24 protein-coding genes are annotated in these 24,645 nt (G+C 65.9%); 10 read left to right on the top strand and 14 right to left on the bottom strand.

Annotated features, from left to right (window positions below; genetic code table 11):
- Window positions 1-151: 151 nt before the first annotated feature.
- From PMI15_RS17650 to PMI15_RS17690, 9 genes are all read right to left on the bottom strand, one after another.
- Complete coding sequence (locus PMI15_RS17650) at window positions 152-3,241, bottom strand: efflux RND transporter permease subunit (protein WP_007872134.1); 3,090 nt, start codon at window positions 3,239-3,241, stop codon at window positions 152-154.
- 12 nt (window positions 3,242-3,253) lie between these two features.
- Window positions 3,254-4,771: an efflux RND transporter periplasmic adaptor subunit gene (locus tag PMI15_RS17655; RefSeq protein WP_007872142.1), complete on the bottom strand. Its 1,518-nt coding sequence runs from the start codon at window positions 4,769-4,771 to the stop codon at window positions 3,254-3,256.
- A gap of 216 nt (window positions 4,772-4,987) precedes the next feature.
- Window positions 4,988-5,911 carry a ribokinase gene (locus tag PMI15_RS17660; RefSeq protein WP_007872157.1) on the bottom strand — a complete coding sequence of 308 codons (924 nt, stop codon included), beginning with the start codon at window positions 5,909-5,911 and terminating at the stop codon, window positions 4,988-4,990.
- A 133-nt stretch (window positions 5,912-6,044) separates the two neighbouring features.
- Window positions 6,045-7,337 (bottom strand): TRAP transporter large permease, encoded by a 1,293-nt coding sequence (locus PMI15_RS17665; protein WP_007872159.1) that lies wholly within the window; start codon window positions 7,335-7,337, stop codon window positions 6,045-6,047.
- A complete protein-coding gene (locus PMI15_RS17670) occupies window positions 7,334-7,813 on the bottom strand; it encodes a TRAP transporter small permease (RefSeq protein ID WP_007872161.1) in 480 nt (159 codons plus the stop codon). The genes PMI15_RS17665 and PMI15_RS17670 overlap by 4 nt, the downstream gene beginning before the upstream one ends.
- Window positions 7,814-7,839: 26 nt before the next feature.
- Window positions 7,840-8,856, bottom strand: coding sequence for a sialic acid TRAP transporter substrate-binding protein SiaP (locus PMI15_RS17675; RefSeq protein WP_007872163.1), 1,017 nt, complete (start codon window positions 8,854-8,856; stop codon window positions 7,840-7,842).
- A gap of 71 nt (window positions 8,857-8,927) precedes the next feature.
- Complete coding sequence (locus PMI15_RS17680) at window positions 8,928-9,860, bottom strand: dihydrodipicolinate synthase family protein (RefSeq protein WP_007872164.1); 933 nt, start codon at window positions 9,858-9,860, stop codon at window positions 8,928-8,930.
- Window positions 9,857-10,573, bottom strand: a complete 717-nt coding sequence (locus PMI15_RS17685; protein ID WP_007872166.1) for a GntR family transcriptional regulator — start codon at window positions 10,571-10,573, stop codon at window positions 9,857-9,859. Before PMI15_RS17685 ends, PMI15_RS17680 begins: the two co-directional genes overlap by 4 nt.
- Window positions 10,574-10,576: 3 nt before the next feature.
- A complete protein-coding gene (locus PMI15_RS17690) occupies window positions 10,577-11,023 on the bottom strand; it encodes an RbsD/FucU family protein (protein WP_007872188.1) in 447 nt (148 codons plus the stop codon).
- A gap of 129 nt (window positions 11,024-11,152) precedes the next feature.
- Here PMI15_RS17690 and PMI15_RS17695 point away from each other — a divergent pair, with 129 nt between their 5' ends.
- Genes PMI15_RS17695 through PMI15_RS17705 form a run of 3 tightly spaced genes read left to right on the top strand, consistent with a single transcriptional unit; the run spans window position 11,153 to window position 13,547 of the window.
- Entirely contained in the window at window positions 11,153-12,172 is a 1,020-nt protein-coding gene (locus PMI15_RS17695; RefSeq protein WP_007872191.1) for an aldo/keto reductase, read from the top strand.
- Window positions 12,169-13,035 (top strand): amidohydrolase, encoded by an 867-nt coding sequence (locus PMI15_RS17700; protein WP_007872195.1) that lies wholly within the window; start codon window positions 12,169-12,171, stop codon window positions 13,033-13,035. The genes PMI15_RS17695 and PMI15_RS17700 overlap by 4 nt, the downstream gene beginning before the upstream one ends.
- Window positions 13,032-13,547: a GNAT family N-acetyltransferase gene (locus PMI15_RS17705; RefSeq protein WP_007872198.1), complete on the top strand. Its 516-nt coding sequence runs from the start codon at window positions 13,032-13,034 to the stop codon at window positions 13,545-13,547. The genes PMI15_RS17700 and PMI15_RS17705 overlap by 4 nt, the downstream gene beginning before the upstream one ends.
- Window positions 13,548-13,584: 37 nt before the next feature.
- Here PMI15_RS17705 and PMI15_RS17710 read toward each other — a convergent pair whose 3' ends face one another.
- The 5 genes from PMI15_RS17710 to PMI15_RS17730 form a co-directional block, all read right to left on the bottom strand.
- Complete coding sequence (locus tag PMI15_RS17710) at window positions 13,585-14,304, bottom strand: TetR/AcrR family transcriptional regulator (RefSeq protein WP_007872201.1); 720 nt, start codon at window positions 14,302-14,304, stop codon at window positions 13,585-13,587.
- A gap of 92 nt (window positions 14,305-14,396) precedes the next feature.
- Entirely contained in the window at window positions 14,397-15,593 is a 1,197-nt protein-coding gene (locus tag PMI15_RS17715) for an MFS transporter (protein ID WP_007872204.1), read from the bottom strand.
- Window positions 15,594-15,625: 32 nt separating this feature from the next.
- The gene (locus PMI15_RS17720; protein ID WP_051001995.1) at window positions 15,626-16,336 is read right to left on the bottom strand and encodes an MIP/aquaporin family protein; all 711 of its coding nucleotides are present in this window, start codon (window positions 16,334-16,336) and stop codon (window positions 15,626-15,628) included.
- Window positions 16,330-16,782 (bottom strand): ArsI/CadI family heavy metal resistance metalloenzyme, encoded by a 453-nt coding sequence (locus PMI15_RS17725; RefSeq protein ID WP_007872209.1) that lies wholly within the window; start codon window positions 16,780-16,782, stop codon window positions 16,330-16,332. The genes PMI15_RS17720 and PMI15_RS17725 overlap by 7 nt, the downstream gene beginning before the upstream one ends.
- 57 nt (window positions 16,783-16,839) lie before the next feature.
- Window positions 16,840-17,202 carry a helix-turn-helix transcriptional regulator gene (locus PMI15_RS17730; RefSeq protein ID WP_007872211.1) on the bottom strand — a complete coding sequence of 121 codons (363 nt, stop codon included), beginning with the start codon at window positions 17,200-17,202 and terminating at the stop codon, window positions 16,840-16,842.
- A gap of 108 nt (window positions 17,203-17,310) precedes the next feature.
- Here PMI15_RS17730 and arsC point away from each other — a divergent pair, with 108 nt between their 5' ends.
- The 7 genes from arsC (at window position 17,311) to PMI15_RS17765 (ending at window position 23,825) form a co-directional block, all read left to right on the top strand.
- Entirely contained in the window at window positions 17,311-17,745 is a 435-nt protein-coding gene (arsC, locus tag PMI15_RS17735) for an arsenate reductase (glutaredoxin) (protein ID WP_007872213.1), read from the top strand.
- Window positions 17,746-17,926: 181 nt separating this feature from the next.
- On the top strand, window positions 17,927-18,208 hold the full coding sequence (locus tag PMI15_RS17740) for a hypothetical protein (protein ID WP_007872219.1): 282 nt from the start codon (window positions 17,927-17,929) through the stop codon (window positions 18,206-18,208).
- A gap of 131 nt (window positions 18,209-18,339) precedes the next feature.
- On the top strand, window positions 18,340-19,206 hold the full coding sequence (locus tag PMI15_RS17745; protein WP_007872221.1) for a GNAT family N-acetyltransferase: 867 nt from the start codon (window positions 18,340-18,342) through the stop codon (window positions 19,204-19,206).
- The gene (locus tag PMI15_RS17750) at window positions 19,206-20,069 is read left to right on the top strand and encodes a UDP-2,3-diacylglucosamine diphosphatase (RefSeq protein ID WP_007872222.1); all 864 of its coding nucleotides are present in this window, start codon (window positions 19,206-19,208) and stop codon (window positions 20,067-20,069) included. Before PMI15_RS17745 ends, PMI15_RS17750 begins: the two co-directional genes overlap by 1 nt.
- Window positions 20,066-21,178, top strand: a complete 1,113-nt coding sequence (locus tag PMI15_RS17755) for a glycosyltransferase family 1 protein (RefSeq protein WP_007872223.1) — start codon at window positions 20,066-20,068, stop codon at window positions 21,176-21,178. Before PMI15_RS17750 ends, PMI15_RS17755 begins: the two co-directional genes overlap by 4 nt.
- A 75-nt stretch (window positions 21,179-21,253) precedes the next feature.
- The gene (ppk1, locus tag PMI15_RS17760) at window positions 21,254-23,350 is read left to right on the top strand and encodes a polyphosphate kinase 1 (RefSeq protein WP_007872224.1); all 2,097 of its coding nucleotides are present in this window, start codon (window positions 21,254-21,256) and stop codon (window positions 23,348-23,350) included.
- 1 nt (window position 23,351) lies between these two features.
- On the top strand, window positions 23,352-23,825 hold the full coding sequence (locus PMI15_RS17765; protein ID WP_007872225.1) for a histidine phosphatase family protein: 474 nt from the start codon (window positions 23,352-23,354) through the stop codon (window positions 23,823-23,825).
- Window positions 23,826-24,645: the final 820 nt, after the last annotated feature.

A 24,645-nucleotide genomic window follows, 5' to 3' on the forward strand; every position in this document is an offset into this window, starting at 1 on the left:
GACGCAGCAACCAGGGTCGCCTTTCTTTTGCTTACTTTTCTTTGGCGAAGCAAAGAAAAGTGAGTCGCCGCCGGGCGACCCCGGCCAGCAGGACGCAGAAGAGAACCCGCACTTTGAAAGCAGGAGAAGCAGGAGATTGAGGGAAAGGCCCTCATACAAGAACCTCCTTCTTGCGCCCAAACCTCCGCCCCAACCGGTCAAACCCAAGATAAATCACCGGTGTGGTGAACAGCGTGAGCATCTGGCTCACAATCAAGCCGCCAAAAATCGACAAACCCAGCGGCTGCCGCAGCTCGGCACCTTCACCAAACCCCAGCATCAGCGGCACGGCGGCGAACAGGGCTGCCAGTGTCGTCATAAGGATGGGCCGGAAACGCAGCAGGGCCGCCTGGTGGATCGCTTCCTGGGGCGACTTGCCTTCGTTGCGTTCGGCGTCTATGGCGAAGTCGATCATCATGATGGCGTTTTTCTTCACGATGCCTATCAGCAGGATGATGCCGATGATGCCTATGACCCCCAGGTCGGAGCCGCTGAGCATGAGTGCCAGCAGCGCGCCAACGCCGGCCGAGGGCAGGGTGGACAAGATCGTCAGCGGGTGGATATAGCTCTCATAGAGCACGCCCAGCACGATGTAGACGCAGATCACCGCGGCCAGGATGAGCCACAACTGGTTGGACAGCGAGGCCTGGTAGGCGCCGGCCGCGCCCAGGAAACTCAGGGTCACGCTGCCGGGCAGGTCCACGTCCTTGGCGGCCTGGCGGATCTCGTCGACGGCCCGGCCCAGGGAGACACCGGGCGCGGTGTCAAAGCCCAGCGTGGTGGCCGGGTACTGGGCCACGCGGGTGATCTGCAGCGGGGCGGGCTGCTCGCGTATGGTGGCAATCGCCGACAGCGGCGTGGTGCTGCCCGAGCCGGTCTTGAGCCGCAGCGCGCCCAGCGAGGCGGGCGTGGCCAGCGGGTCCGGCATGGCTTCGAGGATCACGCGGTACTGGTTGGTCTCGGTGAAGATGGTGGAAACGATGCGCTGGCCGAAGGCGCTGTACAGCGCGTCGTCGATAGCCGAGGTGGTGACCGACAGGCGCGAGGCGGTGTCGCGGTCCACGTTGATATAGGCCGAGGTGCCGCTGGAGCCGGCATCGGAGGCCACGTTGCGCACGCCGGGCAATTGCCGCATGCGTTCGGCGAGCTTGTTGGCCCAGAGCACCACGGTGGCGTTGTCCGAGCCCTCGAGCGAGACGCGGAACTGCGTGGGGCCGGTTTCGGCGTCAATCGTCAAGTCCTGGGTGGGCTGCAGGTACAGCGTCACGCCGGCCACCTGGCCGACACGCTCCTTGAGCCTGTCCATGGTTTCCTGCTGGCTGCCGCTGCGGCTGGACTTGAGGTTGATCAACATGCGGCCGGTGTGCAGCATGGTGTTGTTGGCCGCGTCCACGCCTATGAAGGAGCTCAGCGTTTCAACGTCCGGGTCCTCGAGGATGGCCTTGGCCGCCGCCTGCTGCAGCCCGGCCATGCGGGCATAGGACACCGACTGCGCGGTCTCGATGCGGGCCTGCAGCTGGCCGGTGTCCTGCGTGGGGAACAGGCCCTTGGGGATCAGCACATACAGCAGCACGGTGAGCAGCAGGGTGGCCAGCGCCACCAGCAGGGTCAGGCCCTGGCGCTTGAGCACCCAGGTCAGCCAGCGGTCGTAGTGGTGGATGACCTTGTCGAAAAAGCGCTGCATGGCCTGGCCGAAGCGGCCGCCTTCGACCTCGCCTTCGGGGTGGCGCGTGAGCCAGCGCGCCGACATCATGGGCACCAGGGTCAGCGAGACCACCGCGGAGATCAGGATGGTGATGGCCAGCGTGACGGCGAACTCGCGGAACAGCCGGCCCACCACATCGCCCATGAAGAGCAGCGGGATCAGCACGGCGATCAGCGAGACCGTCAGCGAGATGATGGTGAAGCCGATCTGCGTCGCGCCCTTGAGGGCCGCGGCCATGGGCGCCTCGCCTTCCTCGATGTAGCGCGAGATGTTTTCTATCATCACGATGGCGTCGTCAACCACAAAGCCGGTGGCGATCGTCAAGGCCATCAGGCTCAGGTTGTTCAGGCTGTAGCCCAGCAGGTACATGGCGCCGCAGGTGCCGACCAGCGAGATCGGCACGGCCAGGCTGGCGATCACGGTGGCGCGCAGGCTGTGCAGAAACGCAAAAATCACCAGCACCACCAGCAGCACGGCCAGCACCAGTTCGATTTCGACATGCAGCACCGAGGCGCGTATGCCGGTGGTGCGGTCGCTGAGCACGTCGACATTGAGCGCGGTGGGCAGGCCGGCCTGCAGCTCGGGCAGGCGTGCCTTGATGGCGTCCACCGTGGCGATCACATTGGCGCCGGGCTGGCGCTGCACGTTGAGGATGATGGCCGGCTTCAGGCCGCTCCAGGCGCCGAGCTTGATGTTCTCGGCGCTGTCGACGACCTGGGCCACGTCGGACACGCGAATCGCCGCGCCATTGCGGTAGGCAATGACCAGGCGCTGGTAATCGCTGGCGGCGACCAACTGGTCGTTGGAGTTGATGGAGTAGGAGCGTGTGGGCCCGTCAATGCTGCCTTTGGCGCCGTTGGCGTTGGCGGCGCTGATGGCGGTGCGCAGCGAATCCAGGCCCAGGCCGTAGGAGGCCAGGGCGCGCGTGTCGGCCTGTATGCGCACGGCGGGGCGCTGCCCGCCGCTCAGCGAGACCAGGCCCACGCCGTTGACCTGGCTGATCTTGAGCGCCAGCCGTGTGTTGACGATGTTCTGCACCTCGGTGAGCGGCAGCGTGTCGGAAGTGATGGCCAGCGTGAGCACGGGCGCGTCGGCCGGGTTGACCTTGGCGTACACGGGCGGCGCGGGCAGGTCGGCGGGCAGCAGCGAGCCGCCGGCGTTGATGGCGGCCTGCACTTCCTGCTCGGCCACGTCCAGCGTCAGCCCCAGGCCGAACTGCAGCGTGACGATGGAGACGCCGGCCGCGCTGGTGGAGCTCAAACGCTGCAGCCCGGACATCTGGCCGAACTGGCGCTCCAGCGGCGCGGTCACGGTCTGGGCCATGACCTCGGGGCTGGCGCCGGGGTAGAGCGTCTGCACCTGGATGGTCGGGTAGTCGACCTGCGGCAGGGCCGACAGCGGCAAAAACTTGAAACCCACGAGGCCGGCCAGCACGATGGCCACCATCAGCAGCGAGGTGGCGACCGGGCGCAGGATAAACGGGCGTGAGGGACTCATGCGGCGAGATCCCTATTTTTCACTGCGCGACCGTTCGCCGCCCTGGCGTTTTTCCCTCATGCTGCGCCAGCGCTCGAGCGCGGCAGGGTCGCCGGCATCGATGGCCGCGAGAAAGCGCTGGCGGCGTTCCAGGGCCTCAGGGTCGTCCTTGACCTGGTCCAGCATGCGCTTGCGCTGTTCCGGGGTCGGGCCTTCAGCGGTGGCTACGGCTGGGGCCGAGGTGCCCGCCGCCGGCGCGGAAGCCCCGGCACCCGGTGCGGAGGCCGCGCCGCGCTGGCGCTTGCCGCCGCCGCCCCCGGGGCCGCGTCCCCCGCCGCCGGGCGGATCGCCGGGCAGGACCACGGAGGCACCGTCCTTGAGCCGGTCCGCGCCTTCGGTGATGACACGCTCGCCCACCTCCAGCCCGGAGGCGATCACGACCTTGTCAACGGTGGCCTGGCCGCGCTTGATGGGCCTGAGCGAGACGGTGCGCTCCCTGGCGTTGACCACATAGACATATTCGCCGTTGCTGCCCATGCGCACGGCCGTGACCGGCACCACGATGGCGTTGGCTATGGTGCGCACCTGCAGGCGCACGTTGACGAACTGGCTGGGGTAGAGCTTGAGCTCGCTGTTGGCAAAGCGGGCCTTGGCCTTCACGGTGCCGGTGGTGATGTCGACCTGGTTGTCGAGCGAGGCGAAACTGCCGGTGTCCAGCGTGACGGCGCGCGTCCTGTCGAGCGCGGTGACCTGCATGGCGATGCCCTTGGCGGCGTTTTGCTGCAGCTCGCCGACCTGGTCCTGCGGAATCGCGAAGACGACGTCTATGGGCGTGATCTGGGTGATCAGCGCGATGCCGTTGGCGTCGCCGCTGCTCACCACATTGCCCACGTCCACGGCGCGCAGGCCGACACGGCCGCTCACCGGCGCGACCACGCGCGTGTAGCCGAGGTTGAGCCGCGCCGTGCCCTCATTGGCCTTGTCGACGACGACCGTGCCTTCGAGCTGTTTGACCAGCGCGGCCTGGGTGTCAACGTCCTGGCGGGCGATGGAGTCCTGCTCCAGCAGGGTCTTGTAGCGCTGCAGCTGCACGCGCGCGCTGTCGAGCTGGGCCTCGTCGCGCTGGCGCTGGCCGCTGGCCTGCATCAGCGCCATTTCAAACTGGCGCGGGTCTATGGTGGCCAGCAGCTCGCCGGCCTTGACCATCTGGCCTTCCTTGAACAGCACTTTCTGCATCACGCCCGAGACCTGGGGCGTGACCCTGACGCTGGCCTGCGGCGTGACGGTGCCCAGGGCTTCAAGAACAATCGGGATGCTGGCGCGTTCGGCGGTGGCCACGCCGACCGTGGTGGCCGGCGCGCCGCGCCTGCCGCCGGCAAAACCCCCGGCGGCGGCGTCGGCGGAAGGGTGGGTCAAATGCCAGGCCAGCCAGCCTATGCCGGCTAAGGCGACCACGGCGATCACGCTGCCCAGGATGGACGCGCGGCGGCTGATGCGCTTGCGGGGAGGGGTTGGGGCGCCGGTCTGCGGCGTTTCGGCTTTCGGGTCCATCGGCTGTCCTTGGGTGCCCGCCGCGCCCACGGGTGGATGCGGCATTTTTTTGTATTGGATGGGCTGTCGGCCAAGCCCGAGGGCCTGCTCGCACAGCGCTCAGGAATTATCACTGCAAGCCCGAGGGCGCAGGTATACGCCCCGAAAGAGGCGCGTAAATATCCGGTAAAGCGGCCTTGCGCCTACACGGGAGCGAGCGACAAGGCCGTGGTGGTTTCAGCCGAGCAGCGCGGCCACATCCGCCAGCCGCGGAATGCCGTCTATGGCGCCGTGGCGCGTCACCGAGAGCGCGGCCGCCGCATTGGCCCATTGCATGGCGGCGGGCAGTGCTTCGCCGCGTGCCAGCGCGGCCGCGAGGGCGCCGGTGAAGGTGTCGCCCGCGCCTATGGTGTCGCGCACGGCCATGGGGCGGCCCGGTATCGAATGCGGCGCCTGGCCCGCCTGGTAGAGGCGGCAGCCGGCCGCGCCCAGCGTGACCAGCACGGCGCGGGCGCCGCGGCCAAGCAGGCGCGCGACGGCCTGGTCGGCCGAACCGGCATGCGCCTCGCCGGCCAACAGAAGGAGTTCGCTCTCGTTGGGCGTGAGCACGTCGACCAGCGCGAGCATCTCGTCGCCCAGCGGTCGCGCGGGCGCCGGGTTGAGCACAGTCAGTGCGCCGGCCGCGCGTGCCAGGGCAAAGGCCTGCAGCGCTGCCTCGGCCGGCACTTCGCAGGAAGCCATCACGACGCGGCAGCCCGCCAGCAGCGCGGCCGCGGCCTGCGCATGGCGCGCGCCCAGGCCGCTGCCGGCGCCGGGGTAGACGGCAATGCTGTTGTCGCCGTCTTCGTAGACCAGGATTTGCGCGACGCCGCTGCGTTCGCCAGCCACTTGCTCGACATGGGAGGTGTCTATGCCTTCTTCATGCCAGAGATCCATGCCCATGCGGCCGAAGTCGTCGTCACCGATGCGGGCCAGCAGCGCCACGCGCGCGCCCTGGCGCGCGGCGGCCACCGCGGCATTGCTGCCCTTGCCGCCCGGGCTGATGCTGAAGTCGCCGGCCATCAACGTTTCGCCGCGTGCAATCGGCCGCGCCACCTTGGAAATCAGGTCGGCGTTCCAGCTTGCGACGCAGACGACATCGGCATTCACGGCGTCATTCATAGTGCAGGATCAGGGGTGAAGCACCGATCTTAGGCATGGGCGGGTATCACCAAGCAGGCGCCGCGGAACCGGCTTTGCCGGGCCGCTGGCGTCGCCCCCTGGGGGGAGGCGCCGCAGGCGCTTCGGGGGGGAGTCACTTGTACCCCATGGTCTGAGGCAGCCACAGCACGATTTGCGGGAAGCAGGTCATGGCCAGCAGCAGCAACAGCAGCATGACCAGGAAGGGCCAGCCTTCCTTCATCATCTCGCCGATGGGGATGCCGGTGAGCGCCTTGGTCACAAAAAGCAGCATGCCGAAGGGTGGGTGGATCAGGCCGATCATCATGTTGAGCACCACCAGCACGCCGAAGTGCACCAGGTCCACGCCCAGCAGCTTGGCCGCCGGCAGCAGCATGGGCACAAACACCAGCAGCAGCACCGAGACGTCGAGGAAGCAGCCCAGCACCAGGAACATGACGTTCACCATCAGCAAAAAGCCGATCTGCGAAAAGTGCATGCTGTCGACCCACATGGCCATGGACTGCGGCACGCCTTCGGCGGTGAAGGCGTAGTTGAGCATGAAGGAGCCGGCCAGGATCATGGTGATCACCGCGCTGGCGCGCGTGGATTCCATCACCACGCCCCAGAAGCTGCGCCAGGTCAGGGCCCGGAACACCAGCGCGGCCAGGATGAGCGCATGCAGCGCCGCCACGGCGGCCGCTTCGGTCGGCGTGAAAATGCCCGAGTAAATACCGCCCAGCAGCACGATGGGCATGGATAGCGGCAAGGCACCGCGAAAGATCAGGCCGGCCCATTCGGAGCGCGGCACGGGTTCGTCGCGCGGCATGTTGCGTTTTTTGGCGATGATCGCGACCACGCCCATCATGAGGCCGGCCATCAGAAAGCCCGGCACCACGCCGCCCAGGAACAGCGCGCCCACCGAGGCGCCCGAGACCAGCGCGTAAATCACCATGGGGATGGACGGCGGGATGATGGGGCCCAGCGTGGCGCTGGCCACCACCACGGCGCCGGCAAAACCGCGCGTGTACTCTGGCTTCTTGAGCATCTGGCGGATGGTGACCAGGCCGGGGCCGGCGGCATCGGCGATCGCGCTGCCGCTCATGCCCGAGAAGATCACGCTGACCAGGATGTCCACCTGCGCCAGCCCGCCGCGCATGCGGCCCACCAGGATGCGGCAGAAGTCGAAAATGCGCTCGCTGACCGTGCCCGCGTTCATGATGTTGGCGGCGAACACAAACAGCGGCACCGCCAGCAGCACATAGCTGTTGTACAGGCCGTTGCCGATCTGCTCGGCCACCAGGCCCACGTCCTGGCCCTTGGCCACGAGGTAGCCTATGCCGGCCGCGATCATCGAAAAACCGATGGGCATGCGCAGCAGCATGCCGCCCGCCAGCACCCCAACCAATATCCAGATACCGCTAGTCATATACGCAGCTCCGCTTCAAGACCCTTGCCGCGGATCGCGTTCCAGATTGCCCAGGCCGAGCGAACCGCCAGTGCGGCGAGCAGCAACACAAAAGGCATGAAAACCCATTGGAAGGACACGCCCAGCACGGGTGTTCCCTCGCGGGCCATGAAGTGCACATAGTCCCAGCAGCCCGGGATGCCCCAGGCCGCCAGGCCGCCCACCATCAGGTTGCCGATGATGGCCATGGCCTGCCTGCCGCGATAGGGCATGCTGTTCCACACCAGGTCAAACACCACATGCTCGCGCTCGGGCACCACCACGGCGGCGGCCCACAGGATGACCCACACGTAAAGGATCACGGCCATCTCATCCGTCCAGGCCAAAGGCTTGCCGAAGAGAAAGCGCGCGGTGATCTGGATCACGAACACAATGAACAGGATCAGGAAGAGTCCGCCGCCAATCAGGTTGGCGGCTTTTTGGGGCCAGCTTTTCATGGGCGTTGTGGTGCTTGCCGCGGGGCTTACTTCGTCGCGTTGATGCGCTCAAGCAGGCCCTTGGGCCAGACCTTGGCGTAGTCGGAATTCAGGTAAGTCGTCTGCACGGTCTTGCGGAAAGCGTCCACGTCCGGTGTGGTGACCTGCAGGCCTTCCTTTTTGAAGAAGTCGACCAGCTGGCCTTCTTCCTTGATGCGGTTTTCGTTGTTGTAGGCGGCCGCCGCCTGGGCCGCGGCCTTGACCTTGGTTTTTTGCGCCGGGCTCATGGCGTTCCAGGCCTTGTTGGAAATCGAGATGAAGATGCCGTCCACCAGGTGGCTGGTCATGACGATCTGTTTGGTGACTTCATAGAACTTGGCGGCGCGCACCGAGGGCAGGGGATTGTCCTGGCCGTCTATGGTGCCGGTCTTCAGGCCCAGGTAGACCTCGCCGAAAGCCAGCGGTGTGGGCGTGGCGCCCAGCGCCTCGCCGAGGAACAGCCATTCCTTGGAGCCCGGCATGCGCAGCTTGATGCCCTTGAGGTCGGCCGGCACCTTGACGTTGTGGGCCTCGCGCAGGTTGACCTGGCGGGTGCCGAGGTAGACGGTGGACAGCGGGGTCACATCCATCTTCTCAGAGACGGTCTTGAACATCTCGGTGCCTATGGGGCCGGAGAACACTTTTTGCTGGTGGTCCGGGTCGCGCACGATGTAGCCGGCGGTGAAGATGGAGAACTCGGGCACCAGCTTGGCGATGTCGAAGGCCGAGATCGAGGAGAGCTCGAGGTTGCCGCGCGCCATGGCGGTCGGCTCCGTGCCCTGCTTGAACAGCGAGGCGTTCAGGTTGATCTGCACGTCGAATTCGCCGGGCGCGCTTTTTTCGAGGTTGTCCTTGAAGACCGTCCACATCTTGGCGTGCCAGTCGTCGGGCACGGCCGGGGTAGATACGCGCAGCACCATTTTGTTCTGGGCCTGGGCCGCCGGCAGCAGCGCGCCCATCAGCAGGGTGGCGCAAGCGCTGGCCAGCAGGCCGCGGCGAAGGGTGGACGAGAGGGAAGTCTTCATGGTTGTCTCCTTTTTTAAGTCAATCGTTGTGGGCTTCGAGGCCCGGGGCGGCATCCGCAGTCATCCGGCGCTCAGTCGGATTTTGTATCAATCCCGAAGGCCGTGATGGTTTTTTCCAGCGCCTTGTATTCTTCGGCGCTCAGGGCCACCAGCGGCGCGCGCACGCGCAGCCAGCCCGGGTCGTCGCTCAGCATGGCCATGATGCCCTTGAGCGCGGGCATCAGCGAGTAGCCGTCCAGCAGGCCTATCAGCTTGATCACGCGCTCGCGCTCGGCCGGCGTCGCCGGCGCCGTGGGCTCGGTCACCAGACGTTTGACCAGGCGCGGCATGAAGTTGGCCACACCGCTGATGGCGCCGGTGCTGCCCCGCTTGCCCATCTCGGGCAGGTCGGGCTCAAAACCGACGTAAACCGTCATGTCCTTCATGAAGGCATTGGCCAGGCCCACAGAGTGTTCGGTGCTGCAGGCGCTGTCCTTGATGCCGACGATGGTGTCCGGGTATTGCTTCTTGAGCGTGGCGATCACGTGGTGCGACAGCGGCACGCCGGTGACCTGGGGGATGTGGTACAGGTAGAGCTTGAAAGGGGTGCCGGCCATGCCGTCGATGACGTAGCGGTAGCTGTCAATGATGCCCTGGTCCGACACGCCCTTGAGGAAAAACGGCGGCAGCATCAGGCAGCCGTGCACGCCGGCTTTCACGGCGTGACGCGTGAGCTCCAGCGTTTCGGGCAGGGCGGCGCAGCTGGTCGAGACCATGATCTGCTTTGCGGGAATCCCGTTTTTGATGAGCTGCTCTATCGCCTCCTTGCGTTCGGCCAGCGAAAAGGATGGGCCTTCGCCGGTGGTGCCGAAAGCCGTTACGCCCGGGCAGCCGCTGGCAATCAGCGCCTTGCAGTGGGCGGCGAACCTGGCGTGGTCTATGTCCAGGCCGGCCGTGAGCGGCGTCAGCAGGGCGGGCCAGATGCCGCGAAAGGAATTTTCGGCGGCAGGAAAGGAACTCGTCATTCAGGGATCTCCAGAGACCACGGCATTGCGGGCCGCGGCAGGCCGAGCACGCGTCGGTGCGCACTCTCGATGTGATGGCCCAGGCGGTCGACCACGGCTTGCGGGTCGCGCCGCTTGAGGGCATCGATGAACCAGAGGTGCTCCTCCATTGCGGGAATCAGCACATCCGGGGAAAGGGAGGAGGCTTCAAGCTTGATCAGTCGCACCCGCAGGCTGTTGATGCGGTAGACCTCGGAAATCAGCTCATTGCCCAGCGTGTCTATCATCAGGTCGTGCAGGCCCCAGTCCACCGTGGTCGCATCTTCGAGCAGCGCGTCGTCGATGGCCTTTTTGCGTGCGCGCTTCACGATGTTGAGGTGGGCCTGCTCGATGGCGGCGAGGTCTGCATCGGATACCGTGGTGACGAAGCGGCTGGCGGCCTCGCGCTCGAGCAGGCCGCGCAGCTGAAAGGCATTGTTGATCAGCTTGAGGTCCACATGGGCCACCTGCAGGCCGCGCTGCGGCACTGTCTTGACCAGGCCCTCGGCTTCCAGCCGCGGGATCAGTTCGCGCACCGCGCCCAGCGGCATGCCCAGCAGCTGCATGAGTTCGCGCTGCGAGACGAACTGCCCGGGACGTATGTTGGCGTCGACGATTTGCTGCTGGAAGCTTTCATAGGCCTGCGCGCGCAGGCTGATGGGCGGGGCGTTCGACGGGTGTGCGGCGCTGCTCATGGGTCAGACGTGGTCGCTCGCGATGACGCCCTTGCGCAGCAGGATGTTGCCGTACTTGCGCTGCTCGCCGGTCTGCAGGATCAGGAAGGCCGATTGCGCGCGTTCGTAAAACGCAAAACGCTCCAGCGAGGTGGCGGGGCGCTCGCCGGCCTGGTGCAGCACGGTGGTAAATTCGGCCACCGGCGCGGGAACCGCCTCGGGGTCGCCCACGACCTGCATGGTCCAGGCGGCTTCGGGCACGAAGTCGTCCAGCGGCAGCAAACGCAGCACGGCGGCCAGCGCCTGCGGGGCGGTCACGCCTGCCAGCGCTACCAGCCGGGCGCCGCTTTTGCGGGCCACCTGGGCAGCCGGGAAATTGGCATCCACAATCGCTACGTCATCGCCATGGCCCATGCTGGCCAGGGCATGCAGGGCGTCAGGGGTGAGCAGCGGTGGAATGTTCTTGAGCATGGAAAAATCGTTCTCGGCGGGGAGGTCGGGTTTTGTGAAAACCTCGGGATTTCCCGCTGTCGATAACTGACATGTTAGTCATAACATAACTGAACTTTTATTGGGATTAACCCTGAAACCGGTTTCGACATGACGACTTTGGACAAGGCCCCTGTGTTTTCCGCCTGCAAAGAAAGCGGCCTGCGGCTGGGCCTGGGCGGCGCGCCGCTGGGCAACCTGTTTGCCGCCGTGAGCGATGCCGAGGCCAGGGCGCTGGTCGATGCGGCCTGGGCCGACGGCTGCCGCACTTTCGACACCGCGCCGCATTACGGCCACGGCCTGTCGGAGCGGCGGCTGGGCGACGCGCTGCGCGGCCACCCGCGGGACGGCTATGTGCTGTCGAGCAAGGTGGGCCGGCTGCTGGTGCCCGATGTGAACGCGGCGCGCGCCCAGCACGGTTATGTGGACATCCTGCCCTTCAACCAGGTCTGGGACTTCAGCGCCGCGGGCACCCGCCGCAGCGTGGAAGACAGCCTGCAGCGCCTGGGCCTGCCGCGGCTGGACGTGGTCTACGTGCATGATCCGGACGCGGCCTCGCACGGCGAGCGGGCACCGGCGGTGCTGCGCCAGCTGCTGGATGAAACCCTGCCCACGCTGCGCGCGATGAAGCATGAAGGGCTGATACGCACCATCGGCCTGGGCACCAACGACGTGGAGGTGGTGCTGCAGGTGCTGCGCGAAGCCGGGCTGGATGTGCTGATGCTGGCCGGGCGCTATAGCCTGCTGGACCACAGCGCGCTGCCGGCGCTGCTGCCGCAATGCACGGCGCGCGGCGTGCGCATTGCGCTGGGCGGCGTGTTCAATTCGGGCATCCTGGCGACCGGTGCGCGCGGCGGCACGGCCAGCTTCAACTACGCGCCGGCCGCCCGCGAATGGCTGGAGCGCACGGCGCGCATCGAATCGGTTTGCGCGGCGCACGGCGTGCCGCTGCGCGCGGCGGCCCTGCAGTTTCCGCTGGCCCACCAGGCCGTCGACATCGTGATGCTGGGCGCGCGCCGGGTCGCCGAGTGGGCCGATGCGGCGGCCATGATGCGGTACCCGATTCCCGCGGCCTTCTGGGCTGATCTGCGCGCCCAGGGCCTGCTGCCTGGAGAGGCACCGACACCATGAAAATCGTCGATGCGCACTTTCACTGCTGGGAATTGGCGCGCGGCGACTACGGCTGGCTCACGCCGGCGCTGGCGCCCCTTTACCGCGACGTAACCGTGGCCGACTGGCAGGCGCAGTCGCGGCCGCACGGCGTGCGCGGCGGCGTGCTGGTGCAGGCCGCGCCCACCGAGGCGGAAACGCACTTCCTGCTGGACCAGGCCGACGCCAACCCGGCGGTGCTGGGCGTGGTCGGTTGGGTCGACATGCTGGCCGCCGACGCGCCGCGCCGCATAGAGGCGCTGGCACGGCACCCGCGGCTCAAGGGCTTGCGGCCCATGCTGCAGGACATCGCTGACCCTCAATGGATATTGCAGCCCGCGCTTGCCCCGGCCCTGCATGCCATGGCTGATTGCGGCCTGGTGTTCGACGCGCTGGTCAAGCCGGTGCACCTGCCGCACATCCTGACCCTGGCCGGCCGCCACCCCGAGCTGCGCATGGTGATAGACCACGGTGCCAAGCCCGATATCGCGGCAGGCCAATGGCAGCCCTGGGCCGAGGGCATCGCGCGCATCGCAAAAGAAACGCAGGCCATGTGCAAACTCTCGGGCCTGCTGACCGAAGCCGGTCCCTGTCCCGCGCCGGGCGCGGTGCGGCGCTGGGCCGAGCATGTGCTGCAGAGCTTTGGCACGGACCGCGTGGTCTGGGGCAGCGACTGGCCGGTGCTGGAGCTGGCCGCTCCCTATGCGCTGTGGTGGGCGGTGTCGCGGCAGTTGCTGGAAAACCTGGACATGGAAAGCCAGGCGGCGGTGATGGGCGGCAACGCGATAAGGCTTTATGGGCTTCACATTCCCCAAAAAAGCGGCGTCCCTAAAATCGCCGGATGACCGAAACCGCTGCCTCTTCTTTTTCTTCATCCCTGCGCGTCTGCCGCGCCGACTATGCCGACCCGGTGCACGCGCATGCCTTGGTGCAACTGCTGGACAGCTATGCCCAGGACCCGGCCGGCGGCGGCAAGCCGCTCAGTGATTTCGCCAAAACCCATCTCGTTCGGGAACTCGCGGCCCGCCCGCAGGCCTTCAGCGTGCTCGCGTTTGACGGCGACAAGGCCGTGGGCCTGGTCAACTGCATCGAAGGCTTTTCCACTTTCGCCTGCCGCCCGCTGGTCAACATCCACGACGTGGCCGTGCTGCCCGGCCACCGCGGCCGGCGCATCGCCGAAAAAATGCTCGCGCTGGTGGACGAGATTTCGCGCGAGCGCGGCGCCTGCAAGCTGACGCTGGAAGTACTGCAGGGCAACCTGGGCGCGGTCAGGCTGTACGAGCGCGTGGGTTTTGCGGGTTACCAGCTGGACCCGGCCATGGGGCAGGCGCGGTTTTTCCAGAAGTGGCTGGAGTGAGCGCTTCGGCCAACCAGGCCCTGAGCCGTTCGTAGGCTCAAGCCTTGGCTTGCTTCGAGCCTGCGCCGCGAGAAGCACTGCCGGCGCGCGCGACAAGACGCTCCAGGTAGCTTTCAAAGAGATCCCGGGACGCCTGTTTGAACATGCGTACGCGCCCCGTGTGGCTGAGCACCAGCAGTCCGACCGTGTGCGCGAACAAGGCCGTGGTTTCGGAAGAAGCCTCGTTGGCCGGCATGCCAAGCGCTTCGAGTGCCTCCTGTGTGGGCAGCAGCGCATCGCGCAGCCGCTGCTTCAGGCGCTCGTCCAGTTCGGCTGCCAGCCCTCGCGGCTGCATGCCCTGGAACAGGTAAAAACCGAGGTCCAGCTCGCGCGGGTTGTCGCGGTAGAAATCAAAAAACGCGGCCGCCGTGGCGCGGCCCACCGCGGCCGCTTCGCCATGGGATTGCGCGCGCGCGGCCTGGACCTTCTCGTTCAGGCGCTCCAGCGATTCCCCGAGCAGGGCCGCGTAAACCTCTTCCTTGCTCGCGAAGTAGCTGTAGATAGCGCCCGGCGTGTAGCCCGCGCGCTGGGCGATCTCACGGATGCTGGTGCCTTCGAGCCCATGCTCGAAGAAGACGGCGCGCGCCGCATCGAGCACCAGCGAACGCCTCACGTCCGTGAGCGCGCGCTGGCGGACGTCCCGCGCCACCGAAGGCCCCTGCGCCACGCGCACACGGCCAGGTGTGCGGGAGCTTTCAGTTTTGGAGGGTTTGACCATTGAGGAAGACTTTAACGCTTGCGAAGTTGGTTAAACAGTGTTCAAGCAGAAAAAACACTGTCCAGCTTGCAACTGAAGGCACTGCGCGATGCTCAATCCCGGCGCCGGGCGGCCGCGGACGGATCGTGCAAGAGCATCAAGGCCGCGAAAGCCAGCAACCCGAGCGCCGCTGAAAACCACAGCGCCCCCGCGCCAAAGCGGTCAATCGCCAGGCCGAACAGCCAGGGCGCGGTGGCCTGCGCAAAGCGCGCCGGCACCATCAACAGGCCTTGGCGCGCCCCATAGTCGCGTACGCCGAACAGCACCAGCGGCAACGTGCCTTTGGCAATCGTCAGCACGCCGTTGCCGGCGCCGTGCAGCACGGTGAAGACCGCGCCGGCGGGAACGCCGAAAAACAGGAAAGCCGCCGCACCCAGCGTGTGCAGGCTACCGGCCACGCGCGCCGAGACCAGCGGGTGGATGTTGCGCAGCAGGCCGTATTCCAGCAGCCGGCCGGCCACCTGCGCGGGGCCGACCAGGCCGGCGAAGACCAGCGCGGTGGCCAGCGGCACGCCATGGGCCTGCAGCAGGCGCGGCAAATGCGAGGCCATGGCCGTGCTGATGAACCAGGTCACGGCAAACACCAGCGCCAGCAGCACCGCCGTGCGCGTGCCGCTGTGCGAGGTGGCGGGAGGTGTGGGAACCGCCGCTTCGGCCGCATGCGCTTCAGGGGGAGCCGCCGCAGGCGAGGCCGGTAGCCGCCAGTTCAGCGGCAGGCCCAGCAGCAGGTGCAGTGCCGCCCAGGCCAGGCAGGTGGCGCGCCAGCCCCATTCCAGCTCCAGCCAGGCCGACAGCGGCCAGCCCACGGTGCTGGCAAATCCGGCGAACAGCGTGATGCCGGTGATGGCGCCGCGCGCATCCTTGCCGTACAGGTGTACCAGCGCGGCGAAGCCCGCTTCGTAAAGGCCCGCGGCCATGGCCACGCCCAGGATCACCCAGCCGGCAATGAGGCCCACCGGCCCTTGCGCCAGTGCCAGCACGGCGAGGCCGGCGGCAAACACCAGGCTGTTGGCGGCCAGCACCGGCCGGCCGCCATGGCGGTCTATGGCCTTGCCCGCGACCGGCCCCAGCAGGGCGGAGACCACCAGCGCGGCTGAGAAGGCGGCAAACACCGTGGGTGTGCTGACGCCCAGCTCGCGCGCCATGGGCACGGCCAGGATGGCGGGCAGGTAGTAGCTGGAGGCCCAGGCCAGGGTTTGGGCGATGCCCAGCTGGACAATGGTGGCGGTGCGGCTGCTTGTTCGACTCACGGCTGCAAGGGTAGCAAGAAAGGCCGTAGGCCTTAGCCCTGGCCGGTGCTTGCCTGCGATTCGCCCATTGCACGATGCAGCGCCACACCCACCAGCGCGCCAGCTCCCTGGGCCAGCACAAAGCCGGGGACGCTGGCCGGTGCGATGCCGGCAAAGCTGTCCGAGAGCATACGTCCCAGCACGGCCGCCGGGTTGGCAAACGAGGTGCTCGCGGTGAACCAATAAGCCGCGCCTATGTAGCAGGCGACCATGGCCGGTGCCTTGGCCGTGGGTGCGCGCAGCACGATGAGGATCAGCCCGGCGGTCGCGACGGCCTCGGCCAACCACTGGCCGGTGCCGCTGCGGACCTTGCCGCTGACCTGCAGCAGGCTCATGTCAAACATTGCATGGGCCAGCCAGGCGCCCGCGACCGCGCCCAGCAGCTGGCTGGTGATAAACAGAAGGGTTCTTCGCGTGCGCTTGCCGGAGGCTGCGGTTTTGGACCCGAGCACCAAGGTCACCAGCGGGTTGAAGTGCGCGCCGCTGACCGGGCCCAGCAATTCAATCAGTACATAAAGCGCAAACACCGTGGCCAGCGTATTGGCCAGCAGGGCCACGCCCATGTTGCCGGCCGAAAGCCGCTCGGCCATGATGCCCGAGCCTATGACGGCGCAGAGCAGGGCGGCTGTGCCTGTGAACTCGGCGACAAGCTGGTGTTGGAGGCGGGGCTCCCGGCCTTGGGCGGCCCTTGCAGGCTTTAACAGCACGCCGCAGCCGTGCCCGATGTTTTGCTCTCCGCCGCCGCGCAGCAGGCTGAAGCAGTGGCCGGCTTGGCTTCGCTGAAAACCGGGATGCTGCCCAGCGTGTGGAACTGTTCCCAGGCAATGCCTTGCGGGTCGGTGAGCCAGTATTTGTCGCTGCGGGCGTAGCAGCAGGTGGTGGGGCCTTCATCGAGCAGCGTCATGTCGGCCCGGGTCGCGTTGGCCTTCAGCGCCTCCAGCTCTTCAGCCTTGTCGACCTGAATGCCCAGGTGGTCCACGCCGGGCGCGTCACCGCGCGTGGAGATCGCGAAGTTGACGGGCGGGTCGCTCAGCATCCACTTGGCGTAGTCGGCTTCGGTGCGCGCGGGCTGCTGGTCGAACATGGCTGAATAAAAAGCAATGTTTTTTTCGAGGTCTTTGACGTGGACGTGGACATGGAAGCGTTTCATGGGGGCTCTCCTGGGGTGGTGGGGGTGAGGGGGAAGGGGAAGGGGAAGGGGAAGGGATCAGCAGGTGGCACAACCGGCTTGCGGGCCGACCTCGCAGGCGCCGCCTTCGCAGCAGTGCTCGGTCAAATAGCCGAGCAGGGCGTTCATCTGGCTGAAGTTCGCGCGGTAAATCAGGTTGCGGCCGCGCGCCTCGCTGCTGGCCAGCCCCGAATGCGACAGTTCCTTGAGGTGGAAAGACAGCGCGCTGGCCGCGATGCCCAGTTGTTCGGCGATGGCGCCCGGCGTCAGTCCTTCGGGGCCGGCCACCACCAAGGCGCGGAAGGCGCGCAGGCGCTGGGCCTGGGCCAGGGCGGCCAGCGCCTTGACGGCGGCGCTTTCATCGAGGACGGCTGGTGGCCGGGTTTGTATTAAAGATTCCATGATTCAAATATAATTGAATTATTGAATCTATGCAAATTGCCGTATTCTCGGCCCCTCTCTTCTCACCCCTCTCTTTCTCAACCCGTTCATTTCCAGGAGCGAAACCGCATGCCAGCTGTCCCCAAGGTCACGATTTACCACAACCCAAAATGCGGCACTTCGCGCAATGTGCTGGGGCTGGTACGCAATACCGGCATAGAGCCCGAAATCATCGAATACCTCAAGACGCCGCCCACGCGCGAAAAGCTGCGGGAACTGATTGCGCAGATGGTCGTGCCCGTCCGTGAAGTGGTGCGGCAAAAAGAAGCCATCTACCAGGAACTGGGCCTGGACGGGCAGGGCGACGAGGCGCTGCTGGATGCCATGCTGGCCCATCCCGTGCTGATCAACCGGCCCATCGTGGTCACGCCGCTGGCCACGCGCCTGTGCCGGCCCTCGGAGGCCGTGCTCGACATCCTGCCTCTGCCGCAGCGCGGCGCCTTCAGCAAGGAGGACGGCGAGCAGGTCATCAATGAGCGTGGCGAGCGCGTGACCAAGCCTTAAGTCCCGCCGTATTGCCTATCCCGGCGTGCGAACCCGCGCGCCGCGGTCTCCCTGCGGATTTCTCCTCCGCCTTCTCCCGGCCTGTGGCTTTCCAGCCACGTCTTCAGGCCCGCCGCGCCGTGTCACACAACTGCCATTGAACTGACACGAACGCGTCACCCCCCACTCCCAGAATCACGTCATGACCAGCATGACTGAGCACCCGATGGGACTCCACTCACAGATACATGACAGGCAGGACGCAAGCGCCGCCCGCAGCCTGGGCGCCGGCATACAGGACTTGAACAAGCAGTGCCTGCGCATCCTGCGCTGCACGGCCCAGGCCCTGGCCAACAGTCCCGGCGGGCTGCGCTTCAAGGCCGGCACCCGGCCCTGGCTGGAGGGTTTGTCGAACGCGCGGCCGGCGCTGATGGCCGGCCTGGGGCGGCCCGGCAAGGCGGTTTCGCTGTCCGCTGGTGATTGAGTGTCCAAGCCCCTTTATGGGGCTTTTTTACAGGCGGCCGAAAAACCGCGGGTCCGAGTGAGTGAGCTTGCTGAAGTTGGTCAAAACCGAAGTCGTTGAGACACAAGGAAACAAGGAACAAGGAGTTAGCCATGAAAGAACTGCCCAATCCCACCTTTGCATTGTCGCCCGTCGCAATGCCACGGGGGTCACTTCATCAAAGCGGTCATGCTGTCAGTCCAGCCCCTGTTCAAAGGGCTGCAGTGGGGAAAATCTCGGTCAGCTGGGCCAGGCACCAGGACGAGGTCCGGCAGGCGCAGCGCCTGAGGTACCAGGTTTTCGCGCTCGAGATGGGCGCCACGCTGTCCAAGACGCTGCCCGGCCACGACGTGGACCTGTTTGACGACTACTGCGAGCACCTGCTGGTGCGCGACGCCGAGACGCAGGAAGTGATCGGCACCTACCGCGTGCTCACGCCCACCCAGGCCAGGCGCGTGGGCAGCACCTATAGCGACACCGAGTTCGACCTGACTCGGCTACGCGCGCTGCGCGAGCGCATGGTCGAGCTGGGCCGCAGCTGCGTGCATGCCGACCACCGCCACGGCGGCGTCATCCTGGCGCTGTGGGGCGCGCTGGCCGAGTTCATGTCGCGCAACCAGCTCGACACCATGATCGGCTGCGCCAGCATCCCGATGCAGCACAACGGCGTGCCCAACGGCCACGCGGCCGCCAGCATCTGGCGGCAGGTGCGCGAGACCCACCTGGCTCCCATCGAATACCGCGTCACGCCGCGCCTGGCGCTACCCGTCGAGAGGCTCGACGACACGCTGGACGTGGAGCCGCCCGCGCTGATCAAGGGCTATTTGCGCCTGGGCGCCAAGGTGCTGGGCGCGCCGGCCTGGGACCCTGATTTCAATTCGACCGACCTGCCCATGATGATGCGCATCGCCGACCTTCCGCCGCGCTACCTCAAGCATTTTTCCGGCAAACCGGTGCCGGGCAACGCCACGGAGGCCTGATGCGAAACATGTTTGACGCCATGGGGGCGCTGGGCAACGGCTTCGGCGGGGGCGCTGACGACCACGACGATGACGATTCGCTGCGCAAGCGCTACCGCACCATCTTCATTTCCGACATCCACCTGGGCACACCGGGCTGCCAGGCGGCGGCGCTGCTGGATTTCCTGAAGGCCCACCCCAGCGACAACCTCTACCTCGTGGGCGATATCGTGGACGGCTGGCAGTTGCGCCGCCGCTGGTACTGGCCGCAGTCGCATAACGACGTGGTGCAAAAACTGCTGCGCCGCGCCCGCAAGGGCTGCCGCATCACCTATGTGCCCGGCAACCATGATGAGTTTGCGCGTGAATTTATCGGCAACCAGTTCGGCGGCATCGAGGTTATCGATGAAGCCGTGCACACCACCGCCGACGGACGCCAGCTGTGGATCATCCACGGCGACTATTTCGACGCAGTGGTGCAGTGCGCCAAATGGCTCGCCTATGTGGGCGACAACCTCTATGAATTCACGCTCAAACTCAACCGCTACCTGAACGGCCTGCGCGCCCGCATGGGGCTGCCGTACTGGTCGCTGTCGGCCTACCTGAAGCAGAAGGTCAAGAGCGCCCTCAATTACGTCACCGACTTCGAGGTCGCGGTGGCCAACGAGGCGCGCCGGCGCGGCCACCAGGGCGTGGTCTGCGGCCACATCCACCGCGCCGAGATGCGCGACATCAACGGCGTGCTCTACTGCAATGACGGCGACTGGGTGGAAAGCCGCACCGCGCTGGTGGAAAACTTCGACGGCACGCTGGAGCTGGTGCACTGGGCGCCGGCCCATGAAACCCAGGGTCGCGGCCATGCCGCTTCCACGGTGGTCGCATGAGGATCGCCCTGGTCACCGATGCCTGGCAGCCGCAGGTCAATGGCGTGGTCACCACCTTGGTGGAACTGGTGCGCGAACTCGCGGAGCTGGGCCACCAGGTGGAGGTGATACACCCGAATCTCTTCAAGACGCGGCCTTGCCCGGGTTATGCCGGCATAGACCTGGCGGTGCGCCCCAAGCGCGGGCTGGCGCAAAAGCTGGACGCCTTCCAGCCTGAAGCCATCCACATCGCCACCGAAGGCCCGCTGGGCTGGGCGGCGCGCGGTTACTGCCTCAAGCGCGGCCTGCGTTTCACCACGGCCTTCCACACCAAGTTCCCCGAGATACTGCATGCGGCGCTCAAGATCCCGCTGTCCTGGGGTTATGCGCTGTTCCGCCATTTCCACAGGCCTTCGTCGGGTGTGATGGTGCCCACCCAGGGCGTGTTGCGCATGCTGGAGCAACGCGGCTTCCAGAACCTGCGCGGCTGGACGCACGGCGTGGACACGCAGCTTTTCGGTTTTGAGCCGCAGCCGCGCCTGCACCCGCCCATGGGCACCTTGCTGCGCCCGGTGTCACTGTTTGTGGGCCGGGTGTCTTATGAAAAAAACATCGAATCCTTCCTCAAGCTGGACATTCCGGGCACCAAGGTGGTCTGCGGCGTGGGGCCGCTGGAAGAATCCCTTAAGCAGCGCTACCCCCAGGTCCGCTGGATGGGCGTGCTGGCCCGCGACGAGCTGGCCAAGGTCTATGCCGCGGCCGACGTCTTTGTTTTCCCGAGCCGCTCGGAAACCTTCGGCCTGGTGATGCTCGAAGCCATGGCCGCCGGCACGCCGGTGGCGGCTTATCCGGTCGATGGCCCGCTGGAAGTGCTCGGAAAAGCCGATGGAAGCTGTCACGGCGGTGTCATGAATGAAGATTTGCAACAGGCTTGTTACGGTGCGCTGGCCGTTCCGCGCCACGAAGCGCGCCAGCGCGCGCTGGACTTCAGCTGGGGCCATGCAGCCCAGCTATTTGCGTCTTATCTCGTCAATGCCGCGCAAAACGGCGCTCAAACTAACCCCAAGGGGACGAAGGGCAGCCAGGGGGCTCGCTTGCCAGCTTCCACGGCTGGGAGCAACATCAGCTAAAAGTACTGTCACGACTTTGTCATGAAAGCCGTCAACACTGTGACTTACTTTTAATGACAGATAACTGCCTTGTTGATGCCCACTTCACCCGCTTCGGTGGCCGCTGCCGCGCCCCCCGTCCAGTTCCTGGACCGCGACCACAGCATTCTTGCCTTTAATGAGCGGGTGCTGGACTGGGCCAAGCGCCCGGACGTGCCGCTGCTGGAGCGGCTGCGGTTTTTGTGCATTGTGTCGTCCAACCTGGACGAGTTTTTTGAGGTCCGCACTGCGCCCCACCTGACGGCGGCCCAGGCCAATGAGCAAAAGGCGCCGTATTCGGTGCAGTCCTTTAAGGCCTTGTCGTCCGCCGCGCACGACATGGTGGCGCGTCAGTATTCGCTCTACAACGACGACCTGCTGCCGGCCTTTGAGCGCCAGGGCATACGCATCGTCTCGCACGGCGAGCGAAATACCGCCCAGCGGCGCTGGGTCAAGGAGTATTTCGAGCGGGAAGTGCGGCCGCTGCTGATCCCGGTCGGGCTGGACCCTTCGCACCCCTTTCCGCAGGTGGCCAACAAGTCGCTCAACTTCATCGTGCGGCTGGGCGGTCATGACGCCTTCGGCCGCGAAAATGACATCGCCATCGTCAAGGTGCCGCGGGTGCTGCCGCGGCTGATCCACATGCCCTCGCGCGGCCACCACAAGGAGGACCGGCTGTTCGTGTCGCTCTCCAGCGTGATCCGGGCCCACCTGGCCGAGCTGTTTCCCGGCCGTGAGATGGGCCAGTTCTCGCAGTTCCGCGTCACCCGGCATTCGGACCTCGCGGTGGACGAGGACGACGTCAAGAACCTGCGCACCGCCTTGCGCCAGGGCCTGGAGCAGCGCCACTATGGCCAGGCCGTGCGCCTGGAGGTCTCGGCCGGTTGTTCGGAATACCTGGCCAACTTCCTGCTGAAGCAGTTCAACCTGCCGGCGCCGTCGCTGTACCGCGTTCACGGCCCGGTGAACCTGGTGCGCCTCACGCAATTGGTGGACCTGGTCAACGATCCCAAGCTGCTGTTCCCCAGCTACCGCCCCTGCTACCCGACGCAGCTGCAGCCCGGCCAGTCCTTCTTCGAGCGGCTCAAGGAAGGCGACGTGTCCATCCACCAGCCCTTCGAGAGCTTTGACGGCGTGCTCGCCTTTCTGCGCGAGGCGGTCAACGACCCTCAGGTGCTGGCAATCAAGCAGACGATTTACCGTACCGGCGCCGACTCGGAGCTGATGGTGCTGCTGCGCGAGGCCGTGCGGCGCGGCAAGGAAGTCACCGTGGTGGTGGAGCTCAAGGCGCGCTTTGACGAAGAGGCCAACATCAACTGGGCGGAAATGCTGGAATCCATAGGCGCGCAGGTGGTGTACGGCGTGGTGGGCCTGAAGACCCATGCCAAGATGCTGCTGGTCACGCGCCGCGAAGGCCGGCAGCTGGCGCGTTACGCCCACCTGTCCACCGGTAACTACAACCCGCGCACGGCTAGGCTCTATACCGACATCAGCTACCTCACGGCGGACCCGCTGATGACGGCCGACATCGACAATGTCTTTGTGCACCTGGCCAGCCAGAGTCGCCTGCCCAAGCTGCACCATTTGCTGCTCGCGCCTTTCCAGCTTCATCACAAGCTGATCGAAAAAATCGACGCGCTGGGCGCGGCCGCCCTGCAGGGCAAGGACACGCGCCTGGTAGCCAAGATGAATGCGCTGACCGACGAAGACCTGATGCTGGCGCTGGTGAGGGCAGGACGCAGCGGCGTGAAGATCGACCTGATTGTGCGCGGCGCCTGCATGCTGCCGGCCCAGGTACCCGGCGTGACCGACAACATCCGCGTGCGCTCCATCATCGGCCGCTTTCTGGAGCACTCGCGCGTGTTCTACTTTCGCTGCGCCGAAGAGGAAACCGTGTTGCTCTCCAGCGCCGACTGGATGAACCGCAACATGCTGCGCCGGGTCGAACTGGCCTGGCCGGTGACCGACCCGGTGATTCGCCAGCGCATCATCGACGAATGCCTGGTGGCCTACCTGCACGATGGGCGCGATGCCTGGGACTTGCAGCCCGACGGCAGCTACCTTCGGGTGGGCTCCCAGGGTGAGCTGCCGCGCCACGGCGCGCAGGCAGCCCTGATGGCCCGTTATTCGGCTCCCCAACATCAGGACAAATGACATGGACCTCATCTTGTGGCGTCATGCGGAAGCGGAAGACTGGCCAGAAGGTGATCCCCAAGGAGGCAGCGACCTGGAGCGCTCGCTCACGGCGCGCGGCGAGAAGCAGGCCGCCCGCATGGCCAACTGGCTGGATCGCCAGCTGCCCGAAGGCGCGCGCATCTTCGTGAGCCCGGCACGCCGCTGCGAGCAGACCGCGCTGGCGCTGGGCCGCAAGTACAAGATCAGGAACGAGCTGGCGCCCGACGCCACCGTTGAGCAGTTGCTGGAACTGGTGCAGTGGCCAATGGCCAAGTCGCCTATCCTGGTGGTGGGCCACCAGCCTACGCTGGGACAGACCATTGCGCAGTTGCTCGGCTTGCAGGAAAGCGAATGCCCGGTCAAAAAAGGTGCGCTCTGGTGGCTGCGCAGCCGCGATCGCGAGGGGCACAACCAGACCGTGGTGGTGACGGTGCAGTCGCCTGAGGTGCTTTGAGTTGTAGCGGATCAGGCCGTCAAGGCGTCCAACGGGCACTTCACGGTACAAAAACAGCAGAGTGCTCAAAGCCTGGTTGTGGGGCGCTTGAAACCTTGCGCTCGTTAGTCAGCATCGTGAGCAAGGCTTCCATTTCGCGTGCGCCCATGTCGCGCGGATGCGTCATGTGGCCGTTGCGGCCATGCCAGCGAACAAAAGACGAACCCAATACGGGTAAATTTTCTCGGTGCCAAGGCTATAGTGCGAGGTATCGAATCCTGCTCCCGGACTTGGTCCAGCAAGCGGGCAGACCGCAGCGGAGGATTGTGGGGTTTCACGGAATTTTTATAACTGTATAAATTACAGCATATTTCCTTGAAATCCAACGTACAAGCGGCTTACAGGAGTTTTTGATGTCCAGATTAGATTGCAAGCGCCAGGCTATACCGCGGGTTTTGCGGCATACATTACGTTAGGCCTCACAAAATGCCACGTAGCTCGTCCCCGACGCTTGTAGCCATCGCGTTTCTTGCCGTAGCGGGTGTGTTCGCTTGCATTTGGCTGTTTGTTGCGGCTGGCTATTGGCACGAGGGCGTTTCTGCAACCACCATGCTGGTGCTTCAACTGTCTCGCGACACGCCCGAGTGGCAAGCATCGCGCTGGGCCCTAGCGTTCCCTCTTGTAGCTGTTGGTCTTGCTGCCGTCTACCGGTGGTCCACTCTAGCGAAGGGCCGCATCGGGGCGGCCATACTCGCTGCCATCGCCACAAGTATCTGGGCCACTGGCTTCAACCTAGTTCATCCCCTGCTCATGTTCGCATCGGCTGTCCCGGTGGCCCTGG

Source organism: Polaromonas sp. CF318, from assembly GCF_000282655.1.
Lineage (GTDB): Bacteria > Pseudomonadota > Gammaproteobacteria > Burkholderiales > Burkholderiaceae_C > Polaromonas.